Genomic DNA, 19,164 nt, shown 5'->3' with positions numbered 1-19,164 from the left:
CTGATAATGATAAAACTTGGTGACACAGGGGCAAACTAAGGTGCTGTTTATAGATTTAACATAAGAATATTCAGGAAAGGATTGTGGACCAAAAAAAGAGCTGCTGCAATTTTACTTTTGCAACAGCTCCTTTCTTGTATTTGTATCAATTATTTGTATTTTATACTGAAAATCTTTAATCCCTCATTGGGGAATTTCTTTTTGACATCCTGCACCGCTTCTTCAATAGCTGCTGCTTCTTCTTTTTTACAGTAGATAATCAGTACCACATTTTCTTCAGGCCATATGTGGTCTCCCATTTTAGGGTCGCTGTTTCCCACTCCATGGGCTCCGGGAATCTTTGTATAATGCCGGGCCACTCCTAAGCGGGTGAATGTTTCAAAAAGATCCGCCTCTATTGATTGATTGATAATTATTTCTACTCGTCTCATTTACTCTCCTCCAATAAGGGGCTGCTGATAAAATCCTCGGAGTCACTGCATTCGCCTCTCTTGTTATCATGCTTTCTGTTAAATACAGCATAGAGTACGGGTACCAGGAAGAGGGTGAGGATAGTACTCACTGTCAGTCCCCCGATTACAGTCTGGCCAAATGGTTTTACCAGTTCTGATCCCTGGCCGCTGGAAAATGCCATGGGCACCATACCCAAGACGGTTGTCAGGGTTGTCATCAGTACAGGACGGAGTCTGTTTCCTCCGGCTTCAATACAGGCATCCCGTATGCAAAGTCCTCGGCCTCTGAGAATATTGGTATAGTCAACCATAACGATACCGTTGTTTACAACAATACCCGCCAGCATGATCACCCCTACGGCTGAATACATACTGATAGCTTCTCCTGTGATTTTATACAGGAATATAATTCCGATTGCCATCAAAGGAATGGTGAAAAATATGATAAACGGGTCTCGCAGTGATTCAAACTGACTGGCCATAACACCGAATACCAGAACAACAGCGATAATCATGATAACAATAAACTTCATTATATAGGACTGGACTTCGGCATAGTCACCATTAAAGTCGATAATGACCGAATCATCGGCAATAATATTCTCTTTGATCATTGATCGGACCTTTGGTTCTACCTGGTTGGCTGCAAAACCGGGCTTCAGGCCTCCGGTTACATGGACAACACGGGACTGGTCTTCACGGGCAATATCAACAGGGCCTGAGGTCTTCTCAATTGTTGCCACACTGGAGAGTGGGATTCTCTGACCCATGGAGTTCATAACAAAGATTTTTTCCAGATCGGGAATAGCCGAGCGGTCCTCTTTATTAAGGATTACAAGGATATCGAATTCATCACCCCCAACCCTGTAGCGGGAGGCAGTTTTTCCGTCCACATTAGCTGAAATCTCATTACCTATGCTGTAAATACTCAGACCAAGGGAGTAGGCTTTTTCACGGTCCACGATAATCTCTGCCTGAGGCAGTCCTTCTGAGAGACTTACATCGGGCTCGGTCACTTCCGGAACCTGATCAATAAGCATCTCTTTTATGGCAAAGGCTACCCGCCTGGCTTCATCCATATCCTCTGTTTTAATGATGATATCGATTGGTGAAGCGGATCCTCCCATATTCATGGAGTTGCCGAAGCTGAAGGTCGCAGAGGGGAAGCTGTCAAAATGACTTCGGAGAATCTCTTTTATCTCGTCATTGCTTTCTGAACGGAGTTGATAATCCTTGAGAGTCATAGTCAGGGTACCCCTGCTTCCATCGTCTGCAGCAAGAAAACCGCCTGAACCTGTAGATATGATTATATCCTTTGCACTGTCCACCTCGTCGGAGGCAATGACTGCAATCTGGTTCATATACTCCTGGGTCAGCTCAAGCCTGGTTCCCACAGGCATCTCCATATTCAAGGTGATTGAGTCCTCTTCACTGTTGGGCATAAAGTTAATACCCAGTGACGGGAACATCATGATACTGAGTATAAAGAGTGCCAGAATAACAAGTACTACAAGAGCTTTATTGTCCAGACAGGATGCCAGCAATTTTTTATAACCGTTGTCCATTCCTGTGAAGAAGCGCTCCATAGCATTGTCTATTCCTCTCAGAAACTTCCACTTAAGGGGTCTCTGCTTTCTGGTATAGATGGTGATGTACTGGCTGGCCAGTACGGGTACCAGGGTGATTGCAATAAGCAGTGAGGAGAGCAGGGCGATAATAATGGTAAAGGCCAGGTCCTGAAAGAGTACTCCGATCATTTCCAGTTCTTTCTTAAACATCAGAACGGGGAGAAATACACAGACCGTAGTCAGAGTGGAGGCCATGATAGCCATAAACATTTCCTGGGTACCCAGGATGGCCGATGGTTTAAGTTTGGCACCCTTTTCTCTATAGCGGAATATGTTTTCCAGTATAACAATGGAGGAGTCCACAATCATCCCGACCCCCAGGGTCAGTCCTGCCAGAGTCATGATATTCAGGGTCAGTCCCGCAAAATACATGAACATGATTGTAATCAGCAGTGAGATAGGGATGGAGAGGCCGATGATCAGGGTACTCTTGACGCTTCTCAGGAAGATAAAGAGGATGACCATGGCCAGTATTGCTCCGGTTATGGCGGAGCTGGTTACCTGATCCAGAGAGCCCCGGATCATATCGGTTGTGTTGTTGATAACCTGTACAGACATGTCCTGAGGAAGGTTCTTATTGATCTGTTCCAGCTTGGCTACAACATTGTCTGCTGTCTCAATTGAGTTAACGCCGCTCTGCTTCTGAATCGATATATAAATACCCGGCTCACCGTTGATATAAACTGTGTTGGTGGCATCTTTATAACCTTCGAAGACAGTGGCAATATCTCTGAGGCGGATATCTTTGGTCACACCTCCGGACATTTTATAGGAGATAACCGCATTGGAGATCTCTTCAATGCTTTTGTATTCACCAGCAGTACGGATCAGGTATTTTTTTGATCCCTCTTCAACCGATCCGGCACCTATCTGCAAATTCTGTGTAGCCAGCATCTGGGCCACCTGAGTAATACTCAGATTGTATGCTTCCAGACGGTTCTGGGATATTTCTACACGGACTACCTTTTCCCGTCCACCGGTAATAATCGTTGTAGCAACGCCGGGTATCTGTTCCAGATAGGGCTGTATCTGATCTTCGGCTATGGATCTGATCTCTTCAGGCGTTCTGTTGCCGTCTACCACCAGGTCCATAATGGGCATCATGGCAGGGTCAAACTTGAAAATCTGGGGATTGGCTGCATCATCGGGGAGGAAGTCTTTAATAAATTCAAGCTTGTCCCTGACATCCTGGGACGCAGCTGACAGGTCTGTATCCCAGTCAAATTCCAGAAGAATCATACTGAGACCTTCGGAGGAAGTGGATGTTATCCTCTGCACATCCGATACATTCCCCATCTGCCCTTCGAGGGGTCTGGTTGTGGTCTGTTCTATCTCTTCAGGACCCGCACCGCTGTAGGTTGTAAAGATAACGAGGATGGGCGGATTAATTTCCGGATACAGGTCAATGGGGACCTGAGGTACTATATATAAACCGAGACCAACCAATATTGCAAAAAGGATTAGGATGGTGGTTGGCCTATTGACTATTGTTTTGGAAATACTCATTTATTTTCCTTTATTTCAGAGGTTGTACTGTACGAACAACTTTGACAGGAGCCTTGTCATCCAGCAGGGTCTGGCCCTGGTAAATAATTGTTTCTCCCACTTCAAGTCCTTCTCTTATTTCTGAAACACCGTTGATCCGGATACCTTCTGATATCAGTCTTTTTGAAACATGATCCTCTCCGTCCATAGTGAATACAAATGTCTCGCCGAAACGGATTATGATACAGTCGGAAGGTATGCGGACGATGTCCTCTTTCACCTCAGTTACCAGGCTGATCTTTGCATACATTCCCGCCTTGATTCTTTTATCCTTATCAGTCAGGTCCAGTTTTATCTCCATGGTTCTGGAGATCGAATCCACCACGGGACTCAGCTCTGTAACCACTGCCATAAACTCTTCTCCGGGGTAGGCTTCAAAGCTCAACCTGGCTGTCATTCCCATTTTTACTCTGGAGATGAATCGCTCGGGGATAAAGGTTCTGACCTGAAGGCTTTGGAGTCTTCCCACTGTTGCAATTGGAACCTGAGGACTCACTGTTGCTCCCACATCAAAGGGGAGACTGGTGATCGTCCCGCTGATTGTTGCCTTAACAGGGTTGGCCGTATAAGACATACCGGGACGGGACGGATCGATTTCTGCAATGACTTCATCTTTGCGTACATAATCTCCCAGGCTGACTTTCAGCTTGGAGAGTTTACCGGAGCTATCAGAATATACATCAACTGAACTATCAGGGATAATGTCTCCATTTACTTTAAGAATGTCTTTTATCTGACCTGATACAGCTTCTGTTGTGGTTACGGCAAAGATGGTTTCTTTGTTCTCATCCGTCATGTCGGGGCCCCCTTTGGGTCCTTCCTTACCATCCTTCATACCCAGAAAAGTGAAGGCGGCAAAACCTACAATCCCAATCAGCAGGATAATCAGTATCATACGACCCGCAGATAGTTTCTTTTTAACTTTTATTTCTTTATCCGTATTCAGTTCGGCCGATTTATCTTTTTTACTCATTTTTCCTCCAGAACGTTAGAGATGTCTTCCGCATTGATGGCATATTCAAGATCAAGAAGTCTGTTTATATAATTAATTTTTTCATAAAGAACATTCTGTGATGCGCTGAGCAGCTCGGTCTGAGCGGTTTCAACATCAAGGAGTTCTCTTGTTCCCAGGTTATAGGCTTCGGTAGTCAGTTCGAAAGATTTTCTGGCAAGATCCACATTCAGCGAATATGTTTCTACTGTGTTCATGGAATTCTGCAGAGTCAATACCAGGTTTGTAATTTCAATTTCAGCAGAGTCGAATATGAGCTGTTTACTCAGTTCAAGCTGTTTAATCTGATCATCAAAATCCTCAAGAAGCACTGAAGTGGAAGATGAGGGGATGAAATCATCCAGGGGGATGCTCATATTTATTCCAAAAGTAGCGCTGTCTCTCCAGTAATCTTTTTGCCAGTTGTCACTGTCAAAGCCATCGGCAACATCTGTACCCCAGCTTCCTGAAAGGGCCAGAGTCGGAGTCCTATTATATTGAGCCTGAAGTTTTCTGGTATTTTCCAATGATTCTATGGATTTATTTATCTGCAGCACATCCAGTCTGTTGGCACTGTATGTATCAAAAAGTTCCTGAGCCGACAGTTTGTAGAATACAATATTTTCAAGTCCTTCTTCCAATTCCAGATTTATAGTGCTGGGGATTCCCAGAAGAAGCTTGAAATTCATAAGGTCATTTTTGTAACTGGTGACCTGGTTATTGTATACAGGTTTGCTGTTTTCGGCTGTTACCTGAGACTGCAGCATCTCAAGTTCTGAAATAAGACCATTATTATAATTCTCTCGGGCTTGTTCATAACGTTTCTCGGCAATGTCAATATTCTGCTGTTTCAGTTCCAGGTCCGTGGCGGTGGCTACCAGGAGAAAGTAATACTTTCTAACATCTCTATTCAGCTTTTTGCGGGAATCGTCATAGCTCAAAATACCGCCTTCGTATTCAATCTTTGTCTGCTTGATCCCTGTTCCCAATGCAATATTGATGGGCAGGCTTGCAGAGAGGCCACCACTGATAATCCAGGTCCTTGCAGTCGGATCAGGATTCATTGCGCTGGGTGCCGGATCTGAAAATAGAGTACCCGTGTTGTTGAGCCCGGCTGAACCGTTAATACTGGGAATAAATGCATTCCATGCAGTATCTTTAGCTCGCTCTTTAATATTAAGATTTATGGCATCGCTCTGCAGACTCAGGTTGTTCTCCAGGGCCAGAGCTACAGCGCTGTCGGCTGTAAGGGTCAGTGTTTCGGCAAAACCTGCTGTTGTGATCAGCATTATCAATGCTGTTAATGTCAGTACTTTTTTCATCTAGAATCTCCTTAACTATCAAAATCTCCCGATTCTGAAATTTTTATTTTTCCTTTGGCTCAGGGGCCTGAGTCTTAAGTGGCTGATGATGCTTTCCCATAAGCCAGCAGTTTCAGCCAATCCAATATCTCTTCTGTCAGGGGGGCATCACCCTCCTGCTGATAAATAACGCGTTCAATAAATATAAAAAAGCTGAAAATCATCTGATACTCATAGACCGATAGAATATCTTTCAGTTTTTTGTTATCAATTCCTTCCTGCAGGAAATCAAGGAATCCTTTTTTAAGAGCAGGTCTTTTTATCTTGCCGAATATTTCAGGGCTCATAAATTGTTTCAGGACAATGAACGCCTGGGGTTTCTGAGGGAACAGAACACTCTGCAGTTCCAGGTGAGCCAGCAGTTTATCTTCAAAACTATCTTTCTGAGATAATAACTGCGCGTGAAACTTCGTATAATCTGTAACAAGTGCATTGATTGTTTTTGTCAGCATGTCATCTTTATTTTTAAAATAGTTATAGAGAGTACTCTTTGACATCCCTGCTTTTTCTGCAATCAGTTCAAGGGTTACACCTGTAAATCCTTTCTCCTGTATAACCTGATTCACCGCCTGAATCAAATCCGGCTGATTAGAGCACATTCTGTATTGTTTGTAAATTTCAGCTGTGGTCTCTGCTTTCTCTGCAGAGGGGAGCCTGAAGGATTCTCCTGCAAGTCCGTTATTTAAAAGATTCAGTATAAGATCTATTTTCTCAATGTCTGTGCGGTTCTGCTGTAACTCTTCATTTTCATGCCAGCCCCACATAAAAAAACAGTAGAGCATAATTAGAAGAAAAACTCTGTTGGAAATATTCAGGATTTTCTGGATCTCTATGATCTGCTTCATATTGTTTAATTGGAAAAGCTTGTTCTGACGAAGGGTATTATAGCTGCTGAAATGAACATATCGTTTACTTTCAACCTGGGCTTTGGAATATGATTCTATAAAGAATCTGGTCTGATCATCCTTCTTCATACTCTGAAGACGGGGGATCAATTCTAAAAACCATTCCCGTTCGAGAGAGTTTACATATTCGGCCATGGAATTAAGGAGTTCTTCCTTGTTTGAAAAGTAGCGGTACAGAGCTGGTTTTGTCATCTGCAGCTCTTTTGCCAATGTGGTTAGAGAAGTCTTTTTATAATCATCACAGGACCAGGCATCCATTGCCGCTTCCATAATGGCTATTTTTTTAAGTCTGCGTTTTTCTTCTACTTTCATTTTTGTTTACGACCGTTCGTTAACAAAAATAGTAAATTCAAATAAAGAGGTCAATAATAAAGTGATAGAAAATTATAAATTCGCTCTGGAATCCGACCGAATATCCTAAAGTTGCTTCTTGAAAAGCTCTAATACTCTTGCTGTTGCAGCCTCTCTGCCTGTTTCAACAGCACAGCCGGCCGCTTTTACATGACCGCCGCCTTTCAGTTCAGAGGCTATCCTACCCACATCAATATGGTTATTGGAACGAAGTCCGATAATGGTGAGAGTATCAGACTCTTCACGAAGCAATGCAACAGCTTCACAGCCCGCTACAGATTGGAGCAGCTGGTACAGGCGATCGGAATCTCTGTCATCAACTCCCAGCTCATCCCTGTCTTCCTTGTTTTCCCAGGATATCAGTATCTTGTTGTCAAAGTAAAATCGGGCTCTCTCCAGGAGTCTTCCCATAAGGCGTCGTGTTCCCAGCTCTCTTCCGCCGTTGATACGGCGGTATATTGCATTGGGGGAAGCCCCGTTATCTATCATCCCGGCAACTCTGTTGAATACCGGACCTGTTGCTCCTTCCAGATGTCTGAAGAATCCTGTATCCGTGGCAAAACCGAAAAAGAGGTAGCTGCTGGTGTCTTTATCGGGTTTTTCTCCGTACAGATCCCATAATCCCTGAATAAGGAGAGTGGTGGAGGGGCTGGCCGCATCGATATAGCGGTATTCTCCGGCTGAACTACCAGAGGCATGGTGATCGATAATCATCAGATCAAAGGGTTCCAGTTCCTCTACAGGGTATCCTGTTCGGCTGATGTCGGAGCAGTCCAGCAGTATAAGCAAGGTGCCTGCAGGAGAGGGATAGGACCAGTTGGTTTCAAAAAGTTCTTCCAGATCCCTGGTTTCGGGTCTTGTGAAAGGTCCTTTGGCAATAAGGCGGACATTTTTGTTCAGCCTTTTAAGGAGGGCTGCCAGGCCCAGCTGTGAACAGAGAGAGTCCGCATCGGGATGCTCATGTCCGATAAGTATAAAGTTCTTATAAGAATCAAAACCCTCCCGGATAGAGGAGGGTATTTCAGAAAAAGTCATAAAACCTCTTTATTGATATTCAATGACCAGTTCTTCATCAGAAAATTTATCATCATAGTTATCGCCACGGAGACGTCCCCAGCTCATGTCATTGAAGTCTTCAATAAGATATAGCCTGAAGTGTTCAATTTTACCTTCTGAGTAGTAGAAGGTGGCATAGGGGTACTCTTTACCGAATCCGTAGGCAATTTCACCGTAACCTGCTGATTTCTTAAACCATGTCAGAGGGGCATAGAAGGTTCCTATGGTTCTGTTGGATTTAATGTAATCAACTCTGTAGCCCAGTGCATGGGGATAAACTTTATAAATCGCCATTGTTTTAGGATAGATGTTGGATCTTTTAGATTCTGATATCTCAGCTGATAGAAAAGATGCAGAGACAAACATAATTAGAAGGATAAAAAAGGCAGTTCTCTTTGCCATGACACGAGGCCTCCTGGAATTTTCAAATAATAGTCTATTCAATTTATAATAGAAAAACGCTCTTATGGCAATTAAGTTTTCTACTGCAGAGGCTTATTATTCCACTATACAGAGAAAAAAGCAGTATTCGTATATGTTCAGAGTCAAAATGTGCCTTCAGGGAAGAGTTGTCCCAATGCTTCTTTCACAGAACTGCTGAAAATAAAACGAATGTCATCCCTTATTTCCTGGGGAAGATCTTCCTGATCTTTTCTGTTTTTTTCAGGAAGCAGGATAATTCGGCATTTATTTCTGTGGGCGGCCAAAACCTTTTCTTTAACTCCGCCGATGGGGAGCAATCTGTCGGTGAGGGTTATCTCTCCAGTCATCGCCAACTTTGAGATCAGGGGAGTTTGCTTTAATGCCGACAGGAGAGCCGCAGTCATTGTTATACCCGCAGAAGGTCCGTCTTTGGGGATGGCTCCTTCTGGAACATGGATATGGATATCATGCTCTTTATAGAAATTCGGATCGATCCCGAAGGTTTCAGCATTGGCTCTCAGGTAGGAGAGGGCTATCTGGGCGCTCTCTTTCATGACGTCACCCAGCTTTCCGGTGAGGATCAGTTTTCCTTCTCCCTGCAGCAGGCTTACTTCTACGGGCAGGACTCTACCTCCTACTTCGGTCCATGCCATACCTGTTGCCAGGCCGGCTCTTTCTCTTGTGTCGCTATCTTCGTCCGGAATGGGAGGATTCCCCAGGTAGTGGAGTACATCGCTTCCATTTATAGTCAGATCAAACACTGATAGATCGGGAAGGTTCTCACCCTTGTCACTACGATCGCCGAAGATCTCCTGGTATTTGTGAATACGGGCTGTATGGATGTTGTTGCCGCCTGAACGTTTCTGGTAACTCTCGATGGCTTCTCTGGTAATCTTTCTGATGACCTGGCCAATCTGGCGTTCCAGGTTTCTCACACCTGATTCCATTGTGTAGTTTCGGATCAGAGTATTAACAGCATCATCGCTGATATTGAGCCGGCTGTTTTCCATTCCGTTCTCTTTCAGCTGCTTGGGAATGATAAATCCTCTGGCAATACGGGCTTTTTCTATCTCTGTATAACCGGGAATCTCTATGACTTCCATCCTGTCCAGAAGGGGACGGGGAATGTTATGCAGAGAGTTGGCGGTAGTTATGAACATAACACTTGAAAGGTCGTAGGACAGTTCAAGGTAGTGGTCTGTAAAGGTTCCGTTCTGCTCCGGGTCCAGGACTTCCAGCAGGGCTGCCGAAGGGTCACCCCGGAAATCGCTGCTCATCTTGTCTATTTCATCCAGAAGGAATACGGGATTTGTGGTCCCTGCTTTCTTGATAGACTGAATTATTTTTCCGGGCAGGGCACCCACATATGTTTTTCTGTGGCCTCTTATCTCCGCTTCATCCCGTATACCACCAAGAGATATCCGGACAAACTCTCTGTTTAGAGCTCTGGCAACAGAGCGGCCCAATGATGTCTTTCCGGTTCCCGGAGGTCCGACAAAACATAGGATAGGACCTTTCAGCTTTTCGCGGATTTGTCTGACCGCAATATAATCAAGGATTCTGTCCTTGGCTTTTTTCAGATTGTAATGATCTTCATCAAGAACACGGGCCGCCCGGGCCAGGTTCATTCTATCGTTGGATTCTTCGCTCCAGGGGATATCTACAAGCCATTCAAGATAGGTTCTGAGGACTCCCGATTCGGGGCTCATAGGCTGCAGGCGGGATAGTCGTTTTACTTCCTTAAGAGCCTTGGCCTTCACCTCTTCGGGCATGGTCATTTCATTTATCCGGCTCTCCAGCTCTGCTGCACCAGAGGGGTCCTCCTGTGAGGAGTTTCCTAGTTCTTTATTGATCTCTTTCAGTTGTTCATTCAGGAAATACTCTTTTTGAGTCTTTTCCATCTTCTTACGAACCCGTCCTGATATATCATGTTTAAGTGAACTCTTTTCAATTTCCATCTGAACAATTTCGCTGAGTCTGCTCAGCTTTTCACCGGGACTGTCAATCTCAAGGAGAGCAATTTTATCTTCGATTGGAATGGTCAGCTGAGAAGCAATTATACCGATCACCTTTTCGGGTGTCTGAGCCTGTTCCACCTGATTTTTAGTTTCTTTGGTTATTTTTTTGTTCTTTCGAGTATATTCGTAAAAGGTTTCCTGAAGGGTTTCCATTCCTACTGCCAGGGTCCGCCCTATTTCACGGCTCTCCTGAATGGGTTTGTACTGAACCATAAGAATGTCTTTCCGTTTGACCAGTTTTGACAGTTCACCCTTACTGCGTCCCTCAACCAACAGGCGGGAATTTCCGTCGGGAAGTTTCAGGACCTGAAGTATATGCGCCACTGTTCCTGTGGAATAGAGGTGTTTTTTCTGTATTGTGGAGTCGGCCTTCTCTTTCTGAAAGGCCAGGAATATATCTCTTTTCCCTCTCATGGCCTCATCCACCGCTCTGGTGGATATGGCATCGGTCAGGAAGAAGGGAGCTACCGTATAGGGAAATATTACCGTGTCAGGTAGTATTATAACCGGCAGCTCCGGTTTTCTCAGATTAAGCGGTGATCTGTTTATTCTCATGTAGTGCATTTTCCCAGGGGGCTTCAATTTTTTCCGGATCTGTAAGGATAACGGGCAAAGTGTCATTTATGATGACATCCCTGGTTACAATAACTTTCTTTTTACCTTCTATAGAAGGGAGATCGTACATGATTTCAAGCATTACAGATTCCACAATAGAACGGATTCCACGGGCTCCTGTTTTTCTTTCCAGAGCTTTGTCGGCAATGGCTTCGATGGCAGCTTCTTCAAAACGCAGTTCAGTATCATCCAGTTTGAGGGATTCTTCGAACTGTCTGATGACTGAGTTTCTGGGTTCAGTAAGAATCCTTTTCAGATCATCTTTTTTAAGATTCTCCAGGCTGACCTGGATAGGCAGACGACCGATAAACTCTGGTATAAGACCGAATTTTACAAGGTCATCGGGATGCATCTTACTAAAGAGCGCTACCAGGTCTTTTTCATGGATAGTCTGAAGATCAGAACCAAATCCCATGGGCTGCTGAGTCACTCTGGTTTCAATAATTTTATCCAGACCGACAAAAGCTCCACCGCAGATAATCAGGATGTTGGAAGTATCAATCTTCAGCATCTCCTGGTTAGGGTGCTTTCTTCCACCCTGGGGAGGAACGGAAGCTTCAGAACCTTCAATGATTTTCAGCAGAGCCTGCTGAACACCTTCACCCGAAACATCTCTGGTGATGGATACATTTTCTCCCTTACGGGCAATCTTATCAATTTCATCAATATAGATGATTCCTCTTTCTGCAGCGGCAATATTATTACCGGCAGCCTGAATCAGCTTCAGGAGGATATTCTCAACATCTTCACCAACGTAACCGGCTTCGGTCAATGTCGTAGCATCGGCGATGGCAAAGGGTACTTTCAGTTTTTTTGCAAGTGTCTTGGCAAGGAGGGTCTTACCCGTTCCTGTGGGACCGATTAGGAGAACATTGGATTTTTCCAATTCCACATCAGCTGAGACCTTGTCTTTGAACATTATTCTTTTGTAGTGATTATAAACACCTACGGAGAGGCTCTTTTTGGCAGCATCCTGTCCGATGACATACTCATCCAGGTATTCCTTGATCTCTTTAGGTGTAGGGATGTCATCTACAAAGTCGGAAGAGATGTTTTCTTCTTCTGACATGATCTTATTACAAACCTGAACACACTCATCACAGATATATACGCCTGGTCCTGCAATTAGTTTCTTGGCAACATCGGAATGCTTGCCGCAGAATGAACATACTTTTAATTCTTTATTTTTAGTTCGGGCCATTTTTTACCTCTTTAAAATACTGTCAGTCACACCGTAAGCAACAGCTTCTTCGGCTGACATGAAGAAGTCACGCTCCATATCGGATGCAATCTCTTCAAAGTCTTTTCCGCTGTTATCCGCAAAGTACTGAATCAGCATTTTCTTGAGTCGAATGATTTCACGAGCCTGAATACCGATATCACGGGCCTGACCCTGAACACCACCCCAAGGCTGATGAATCATGACGCGGGAAGAAGGGAGGCAATGTCGTTTCCCTTTTGCTCCTCCTGCAAGAAGAACGGCACCCATAGAGGCCGCCTGACCGATACAAATGGTCTGAACATCGGGTTTGATGTGCTGCATTGTATCGTAGATAGCCAAACCGGCAGTGACAGAACCGCCGGGGCTATTGATGTAAAGATTTATATCCTTTTCCGGATTTTCAGATTCCAGGAAAAGAAGTTGAGCAACAACAAGGTCTGCCGTAACATCATTTATTTCCCCATCCAGGAAAACTATTCTGTCTTTTAAAAGACGGGAAAAAATGTCATAAGACCGTTCTCCTGTACCTGTTCTCTCAACAACAACGGGTACAAGGGTATTATTCTGAACATGCATATCGGCAGATCCTCATTATTTTAATTTTTATTTCATCAGGTCGTCGTAATCAACCTTTTCATCACTTTTTGTGATTTTCGCATTATCAAGAAGGAAGTCAACAACTTTCTTCTGCTTGATATCACTACTAAGATACTCTTTTAAGCCGGCTTCGCCAAATGATTTCTTGAGATCTTCAACAGGCATCTTGTACATTTCGGCCTGCTTCCTGATTTCTTCTTCCATTTCGTCGTCAGCGACTTCAATTTTTTCGTCTTCAATTATCTTGTTGAAAATCAACTGGGATTTCAAGCTCTTAACAGCATTTTCTTTCCAGGACTCAAGCATCTGATCTTTAGTCTGACCCTGCATTTCAAGGAACTGAAGCATCTGTTCTTCCTGAGTCTGAGACTGCTGGAGGAAGTTTTTCCAGTTATTTTCCTGTTCTGCCTTGATCATAGAAACAGGAAGATCGATTTCACTGGATTCCACCAGTTTGTCGATAAGCTGTTCCATTTTATTACCCTTGGTCTTGGCCTCGGCCTTATCCTTGAGCTGTTTCTTGATGTCTTTTCTCAGGTCATCAATAGTTTTGAACTTCTCGTTTACATCCTGTGCCAGTTCATCATCAAGTTCGGGGAGCTGTTTTTCTTTTACAGCTTTTATCTTGACTTTGATTTTTACACTTTTACCGGCAAGGTCTTTGTTTTCAAAGTCCTCTTTGTATTTCTTAGTGATGACTTTTTCTTCATCTTTTTTCATGCCGACAAGCTGTTTGTCGATTTTGTAAAGATTGTATCCTGTACCAATTGTGAAAACAAAGTCTTCTCTTTTGGAATCTTCAACTTCTTCTTTACCGTCCATTTCACAGTAGTCAAGGGTGACAATGTCATCGTTTGCAACGGTTTCATCGGCCTTGTCCATGACAACAGAATTCTGTTCCTGGATTTTTTCCATTTCGGCATTTTCATGCTTTTTAAGAATCTTGACCTGTGTTTCTTCAATTTCGATTCCCTTGTATTCGCCGAATTTAACTTCGGGGAAGGTATCGTAGATCAGCTCGAAGGAAAAATCTTTTTCCGGATCAAGTTCAGGCTCTCCCTGTACTTCAGGGTAGTCATATCCAAGGGGTTTCTCATCGAGATCTTCCATGGCTGCTTTGAGGGCTATATCCATGAGGTTTGCAGCAGCTTCCTGTCTGATTCCCTCACCGAATTTTCTTTCAAGTACGGATACGGGCACTTTGCCTTTTCTGAATCCCTTAATCTGTACTTCTTTTGTGTACTTTGCTAAAAGATCTTTGTACTCTTTGGCTGCGTGCTCTTTACCTACAGTCAGGGAAAGTTTGACGGTTGAGTTTTCTAATTTTTCGACACTCTTACTGGTTATCACAGCACTGTCCTTCTTACGTGGTATGTTTTGGTATAAAAAAAAGACGACCCGGATAACACCCAGATCGTCCTCACCTTCCGTTTAGCGTTAGATGAAGCCTCTGTGCTCCATCAGACGAAGTATAAAACAAATCCCGGCATATGTCGAAATCTGCGTTCCTAAGTAAGCGAAAGACGGGACTTGAACCCGCGACATCGACCTTGGCAAGGTCGAGCTCTACCACTGAGCTACTTTCGCACATGAACTGCGAGTGAAGGGACTCGAACCCTTACACCGGAGGCACTAGTTCCTAAGACTAGCGTGTCTACCAATTCCACCACACTCGCGATCACAAATGAGCCGTAAAGGGTTCGAACCTTTGACCCGCAGATTAAGAGTCTGCTGCTCTACCAGCTGAGCTAACGGCCCGTGTTTTAAGTCCCGGGGGACTAAAAAAAAATTACGTCCAGCAGGATTCGAACCTGCGACCTACGGATTCGAAGTCCGGCGCTCTATCCAGCTGAGCTATGGACGCAATTAAAAGGGTGAATGACGGGGCTCGAACCCGCGACAACCAGAACCACAATCTGGTGCTCTACCAACTGAACTACATTCACCATATTATTAGAACGTGACGTATAATTATATAAAAGGCCTTTTTTGTCAACATTAATACTTTGATTTTTTAAAATTCCGGAAGAAAGGAGCGCCTCCGCTTAAGAACTTTCTGCAGAAGTCCATAGATGCCAGCTGCAGCCGGTCATCACCGAAGTCCCGATTATTGAAAATCAGCCCTGAGGATAATGCGGCAGCTATTCCACTTTACTCTGGCTCCCTCAAGGTGCTTAAGGCAGTAGCTGCTGTAGGATTCCATTTTTTTCTCTCCTAGAACAGCCTTCATCCGGAATCCCAGGCTTCCTGGTCTCTCTGTATTAAACCAGTTGTTCAGCTGTTCTGTACTGAGTATTCTATCTTCACTGCTGTTCAGGATCTCTGCAGCGGAATCGGAGGCTCCCATCTCCTTTAACAGAGCAAGAACAGTCTCTTCTGATTCCAGTCCGGGATATGCCTCCCGGTACACCGCATCTTCAGCTTCCCTTATGGACTGCCATTCATCAAGACTCTCCGCTCCATCCGGCAGGAAATCACTCAGGCGGCTCCCCATTGCAGGAAGGGGCTCGCTGAGGCTTAGTACTCCACCGGGAGAGAGAAGCTGTCTCAGCTGTTCCCATTCGGCTTTTCTGTTCTCTTCAGATAGACGGGAGATCCAGTCTCTGATCATAATGGTTTCGAACAGCTCACAGCTCTCTTTTATTGTTTCCAGATCCTGCAGGGCTGTGTCAGACCTGCCGCCGAAGAAGATCGGCCGCTCCGATTCTGGAAGGCTGCGGGTGAAGTGCTCACAGAGGTCCATATTTCTCCCTTCGGGGAACCAGGCACAAACACCTCCCTCGGGGACGCGTCTCCAGGCTTCCCAGAGAAGAAGACCGCTGCTCTCTCTCCAGATAAGGAACTTATGATGTCTTTCGGTTTTCAGGGGGGCAAACATGCGGCTGCGCATCTCTTCAAGAAAGCGGCTGCTGTTTCCTCTTGTACGCCGCATCCAGGCATCCCGTTCTTTATCACCGGGAGAGAAGCTGAGATTCTCAAGGCTCTCTTCGATCATGGCTGCCATCTGCAGTTCCCGCCGGCGTATAACATCCTGCTGTATTCCCGCTTCAAATCCCTGTGATGCAGGCTGATAGAATATTCGCCCTTTGAGCCCCCGGGGCAGGTAGGCCTGAGCCACCCAGTGATCTCTGTAGGCGTGGGGGTAGTTGTATCCCTCTCCGTGCCCGAAACCGTGTTTGTCCCGGCTTGGGTCTCTCAGATGATTTGGTACTTCCCTGGCAGCCTCTTCATCAACTACTTTTACAGCATCGAAGAAGGCAAGGGATGAATTGGATTTGGGAGCTGTGGCCAGATAGAGAGCCGCCTGTGTCAGGTGAAACTGTCCCTCAGGCAGTCCGACCCGGTCATAAGCCTGGGCTGCCGCATTTACCTGAACCAGTGCTTGAGGATCGGCCATGCCGATGTCTTCGGCTGCCGAAATAATCATTCTTCTAAAGATGAAACGGGGATCTTCCCCCGCTTTAACCATTCTTGCCATCCAGTAAAGGGCGGCATCGGGGTCCGAGCCCCTTATGGATTTGATAAATGCGGATATGGTGTCATAGTGGTAGTCACCCTCTTTATCGTAGAGAACCACTTTTTTCTGAATACTCTCTTCCGCAGTTTCCAGGGTAATGTAAATTTTTTCTCCTCCGGGAGGAGGATAGGAGTCGGGAGTCGTCTCCACTGCCAGCTGCAGTGAATTGAGCAGACTTCGTGCATCCCCGTCGGCCGTTTTTACAAGGTGCTCCAGGGCTCCCTCTTCAAAATCAATTTCCCATTTTCCATAACCCCGCTCTTTGTCGGCAGCAGCCTGACGGGCCACTTCAAAAAGGTCTTCCGATTCCAGCTGTTTAAGCTGGAATATCCGACTCCGGCTGACCAGGGCTGAGTTTACTTCAAAATAGGGATTCTCTGTGGTTGCACCCACAAGAATTATGGTTCCGTTCTCCACCCAGGGGAGGAGGGCGTCCTGCTGCGCCTTGTTCCAGCGATGAACTTCATCCACAAAAAGTATGGTTCTTCTGCCATGAAGATCTCTGAGCTCCTGAGCTTCGGCTATGGCTTCACGGACCTGTTTTACACCGCTGAGTACTGCATTCAGACTCAGGAATCGGCTGCTTGTGGTACCTGCTATGACCCGAGCCAGAGTTGTCTTTCCGGTTCCCGGCGGTCCGTAGAATATGAGTGATGAGAGCTGGTCTGCCTTGATGGCACGCCTGAGCAGTCTTCCCTTCCCTACAATGTGATTCTGTCCGATATATTCATCCATATTCCGGGGCCGCATTCTGGCGGCAAGAGGTTCATTCTGCTGGGCGGCCTGAAACAGATCCATTGTTATGGTTTAAATCAGACCTTTTCTGATCTGATCTTTTGCCTGTTTTAAAACGTCCTGGTACTGCTGATCCATTCGGCTGATCTGCTCTGATAATACCTTAAGAAATTCGGGGTCCTGTTCGGGGGTGAGATGGACTTCCTGTCCGGATTGCTGACTGAGCTGCTGTTCTTTCTGTCTCAACTGAGGTTCATACTGCTGTTTCATTGATGCTTCAAGCTGATCCAGATTACTCAGATACTGAGAGAAGAGCTGTTTCAGTTGTTCAAACATGGAATCGGTCTCTTCCTTGTCTCCGCTGACTATTGCAAGGGCTGCATTCAACGGGATAAGTTTATTGCTGTCTGACTCAAGGCGGGGCAGGGTAATATTGGCCAGGATTGTATCCATGGCTCCGTTTTTAAACCAGCCGAGTTCCTCATCTTTATAGAATTTCATCTTGTCGATGAATTCTGATTTCTTAGGATTTTCCAGAAAAGTGGAAACAGAGACTTTCCCCTCCCTGTTCATCATATTCTTCTTTACTGCTTTTTTATCTGTTTTCAGATCGGCTGTTTTTTCAAGCGCCAGTTCCAGGGCTGATTTTATTTTTCCCATGATATGATCCTTTTTTGATCTTTCTTTACCTTTCATGCGGTGGTATCCGCCGTTCGGTTATCTTCAAGATAATAGTATAACCCGTGACAATCAAGTAAGGGTTTTGATGCTGAACCTCCTTTGTGTTATACTTGGTTATTATGAAAACTAATAGAAGAAGTGACAAAAACAGATCAGAAAAATACAGCGAAAGAGCGGGAGCCATGCTTGACCAGTTTCACTGGGAAAAAGCGGAGTCCCACTTTCTTGCTCTTTTAGAAAGTTCCATCCTGACAATTGCAGAAATCAGGGATCTCACATGGGCACAGCTGCGTAACAGTTATGAGGGGCTCTTTATTCAGGAAAAACCTGTAACTGTACGTGAAGAGTATCTTGAAGAACTTCGCACCCTGCTGAAGGATGGAGAAGGATTTTATGGAGAAGAGCTTTACGGCAGTGACGGAAGTCCCAGGCTCTTTACCAAGGAAACAATGAAGAACATTACTAAAGAGCTGGATCAGTTCAAGGGCTGACAGTCAAATATTTCTGTTTCACAGCAGAGCTTCCGGATCTTCCTGTCATGAGAATCAAAGGGCAGATCCGGAACAATGATTCCCTTCCATGAAATTCCCATTGTAATACAATCGCAGTTCTCCTCAATCCGGGACAGGAATCGGTCGTAAAATCCACCGCCCCGTCCCATTCTCTTTCCGTCTTTTGTAAATCCGAGACCGGGGGTGAGAATTAGAACCCTGCCCGCTGTTTCAGGATTAAAAAGTTCTGCATCTTCCAGGGGCTCTCTGATATTCCAGTAATTCAGTTCCAGAGAAGAGGGGTTCAGATCTTTTAATCTGTGAAAGGTCATGGTTCCGCCTCTTTGTATTCTGGGAACTAAAACATTTTTTTCAGCCTGAATGCTTTTGAGAATCAGGGAGTCCAGAGAAATCTCTCCGGCAAAATCCAGGTAGGCCAGAACTGTTTCGCATCGGGACCATTCTTCCGACTCCCATATGGTTTTTGCCGTGGCGTTATTGAGCAGAGCAAGATCATCGGCAGTCAGAGAATTCCATTGTTCCTGAAGAACTTTTCTATATTCCTTTTTATTCATA

At 45.0% G+C, this 19,164-nt stretch carries 15 protein-coding genes and 5 tRNA genes; 1 reads left to right on the top strand and 19 read right to left on the bottom strand.

The genetic code is table 11. The features are described from left to right. Positions 1–149: 149 nt before the first annotated feature. From DV872_RS22210 to DV872_RS22125, 18 genes are all read right to left on the bottom strand, one after another. Positions 150–431 (bottom strand): PG0541 family transporter-associated protein, encoded by a 282-nt coding sequence (locus tag DV872_RS22210; protein WP_114632165.1) that lies wholly within the window; start codon positions 429–431, stop codon positions 150–152. Then, complete coding sequence (locus tag DV872_RS22205; RefSeq protein WP_114632164.1) at positions 428–3,586, bottom strand: efflux RND transporter permease subunit; 3,159 nt, start codon at positions 3,584–3,586, stop codon at positions 428–430. The genes DV872_RS22210 and DV872_RS22205 overlap by 4 nt, the downstream gene beginning before the upstream one ends. Positions 3,587–3,596: 10 nt before the next feature. Further along, positions 3,597–4,598 (bottom strand): efflux RND transporter periplasmic adaptor subunit, encoded by a 1,002-nt coding sequence (locus DV872_RS22200; protein WP_114632163.1) that lies wholly within the window; start codon positions 4,596–4,598, stop codon positions 3,597–3,599. Beyond that, a complete protein-coding gene (locus DV872_RS22195) occupies positions 4,595–5,938 on the bottom strand; it encodes a TolC family protein (protein ID WP_114632162.1) in 1,344 nt (447 codons plus the stop codon). The genes DV872_RS22200 and DV872_RS22195 overlap by 4 nt, the downstream gene beginning before the upstream one ends. 74 nt (positions 5,939–6,012) lie before the next feature. Then, complete coding sequence (locus tag DV872_RS22190) at positions 6,013–7,194, bottom strand: TetR/AcrR family transcriptional regulator (RefSeq protein WP_114632161.1); 1,182 nt, start codon at positions 7,192–7,194, stop codon at positions 6,013–6,015. Between the two features lie 105 nt (positions 7,195–7,299). Beyond that, a complete protein-coding gene (locus DV872_RS22185) occupies positions 7,300–8,268 on the bottom strand; it encodes a bifunctional oligoribonuclease/PAP phosphatase NrnA (protein ID WP_114632160.1) in 969 nt (322 codons plus the stop codon). 9 nt (positions 8,269–8,277) lie between these two features. Continuing rightward, the gene (locus DV872_RS22180; RefSeq protein WP_114632159.1) at positions 8,278–8,691 is read right to left on the bottom strand and encodes a hypothetical protein; all 414 of its coding nucleotides are present in this window, start codon (positions 8,689–8,691) and stop codon (positions 8,278–8,280) included. 143 nt (positions 8,692–8,834) lie between these two features. Continuing rightward, the gene (gene lon / locus DV872_RS22175) at positions 8,835–11,285 is read right to left on the bottom strand and encodes an endopeptidase La (protein ID WP_114632158.1); all 2,451 of its coding nucleotides are present in this window, start codon (positions 11,283–11,285) and stop codon (positions 8,835–8,837) included. After that, a complete protein-coding gene (clpX, locus tag DV872_RS22170) occupies positions 11,260–12,546 on the bottom strand; it encodes an ATP-dependent Clp protease ATP-binding subunit ClpX (protein ID WP_114632157.1) in 1,287 nt (428 codons plus the stop codon). The genes lon and clpX overlap by 26 nt, the downstream gene beginning before the upstream one ends. 3 nt (positions 12,547–12,549) lie before the next feature. Then, positions 12,550–13,143 carry an ATP-dependent Clp endopeptidase proteolytic subunit ClpP gene (gene clpP, locus DV872_RS22165; RefSeq protein WP_114632156.1) on the bottom strand — a complete coding sequence of 198 codons (594 nt, stop codon included), beginning with the start codon at positions 13,141–13,143 and terminating at the stop codon, positions 12,550–12,552. A gap of 27 nt (positions 13,144–13,170) precedes the next feature. After that, positions 13,171–14,514, bottom strand: a complete 1,344-nt coding sequence (gene tig, locus DV872_RS22160) for a trigger factor (RefSeq protein WP_114632155.1) — start codon at positions 14,512–14,514, stop codon at positions 13,171–13,173. 165 nt (positions 14,515–14,679) lie between these two features. Further along, a tRNA-Gly gene (locus DV872_RS22155) sits at positions 14,680–14,751 on the bottom strand. Positions 14,752–14,759: 8 nt separating this feature from the next. Next, positions 14,760–14,840 (bottom strand) — tRNA-Leu (locus DV872_RS22150). 9 nt (positions 14,841–14,849) lie between these two features. Continuing rightward, positions 14,850–14,922: transfer RNA gene (locus DV872_RS22145), tRNA-Lys, on the bottom strand. A 32-nt stretch (positions 14,923–14,954) separates the two neighbouring features. Continuing rightward, a tRNA-Arg gene (locus DV872_RS22140) sits at positions 14,955–15,028 on the bottom strand. 9 nt (positions 15,029–15,037) lie between these two features. After that, positions 15,038–15,110, bottom strand: a tRNA-His gene (locus DV872_RS22135). A 161-nt stretch (positions 15,111–15,271) separates the two neighbouring features. Continuing rightward, on the bottom strand, positions 15,272–17,479 hold the full coding sequence (locus DV872_RS22130; RefSeq protein WP_114632154.1) for an AAA family ATPase: 2,208 nt from the start codon (positions 17,477–17,479) through the stop codon (positions 15,272–15,274). A gap of 9 nt (positions 17,480–17,488) precedes the next feature. Beyond that, complete coding sequence (locus tag DV872_RS22125) at positions 17,489–18,076, bottom strand: DUF6657 family protein (RefSeq protein WP_147283243.1); 588 nt, start codon at positions 18,074–18,076, stop codon at positions 17,489–17,491. 140 nt (positions 18,077–18,216) lie between these two features. Between DV872_RS22125 and DV872_RS22120 the strand changes: the two genes are divergently transcribed. Further along, positions 18,217–18,588 (top strand): hypothetical protein, encoded by a 372-nt coding sequence (locus tag DV872_RS22120; RefSeq protein ID WP_147283242.1) that lies wholly within the window; start codon positions 18,217–18,219, stop codon positions 18,586–18,588. Here DV872_RS22120 and DV872_RS22115 read toward each other — a convergent pair. Then, complete coding sequence (locus DV872_RS22115; RefSeq protein WP_114632151.1) at positions 18,573–19,163, bottom strand: 5-formyltetrahydrofolate cyclo-ligase; 591 nt, start codon at positions 19,161–19,163, stop codon at positions 18,573–18,575. The two genes, DV872_RS22120 and DV872_RS22115, sit on opposite strands and share 16 nt — an antisense overlap. Position 19,164 lies beyond the last annotated feature (1 nt).

Source organism: Oceanispirochaeta sp. M1, from assembly GCF_003346715.1.
In the GTDB taxonomy this organism is placed as follows: Bacteria; Spirochaetota; Spirochaetia; order DSM-2461; family DSM-2461; genus Oceanispirochaeta.
Note: the sequence above shows the minus strand (reverse complement) of the source record. Positions and strands in the feature narration are given on the sequence as shown.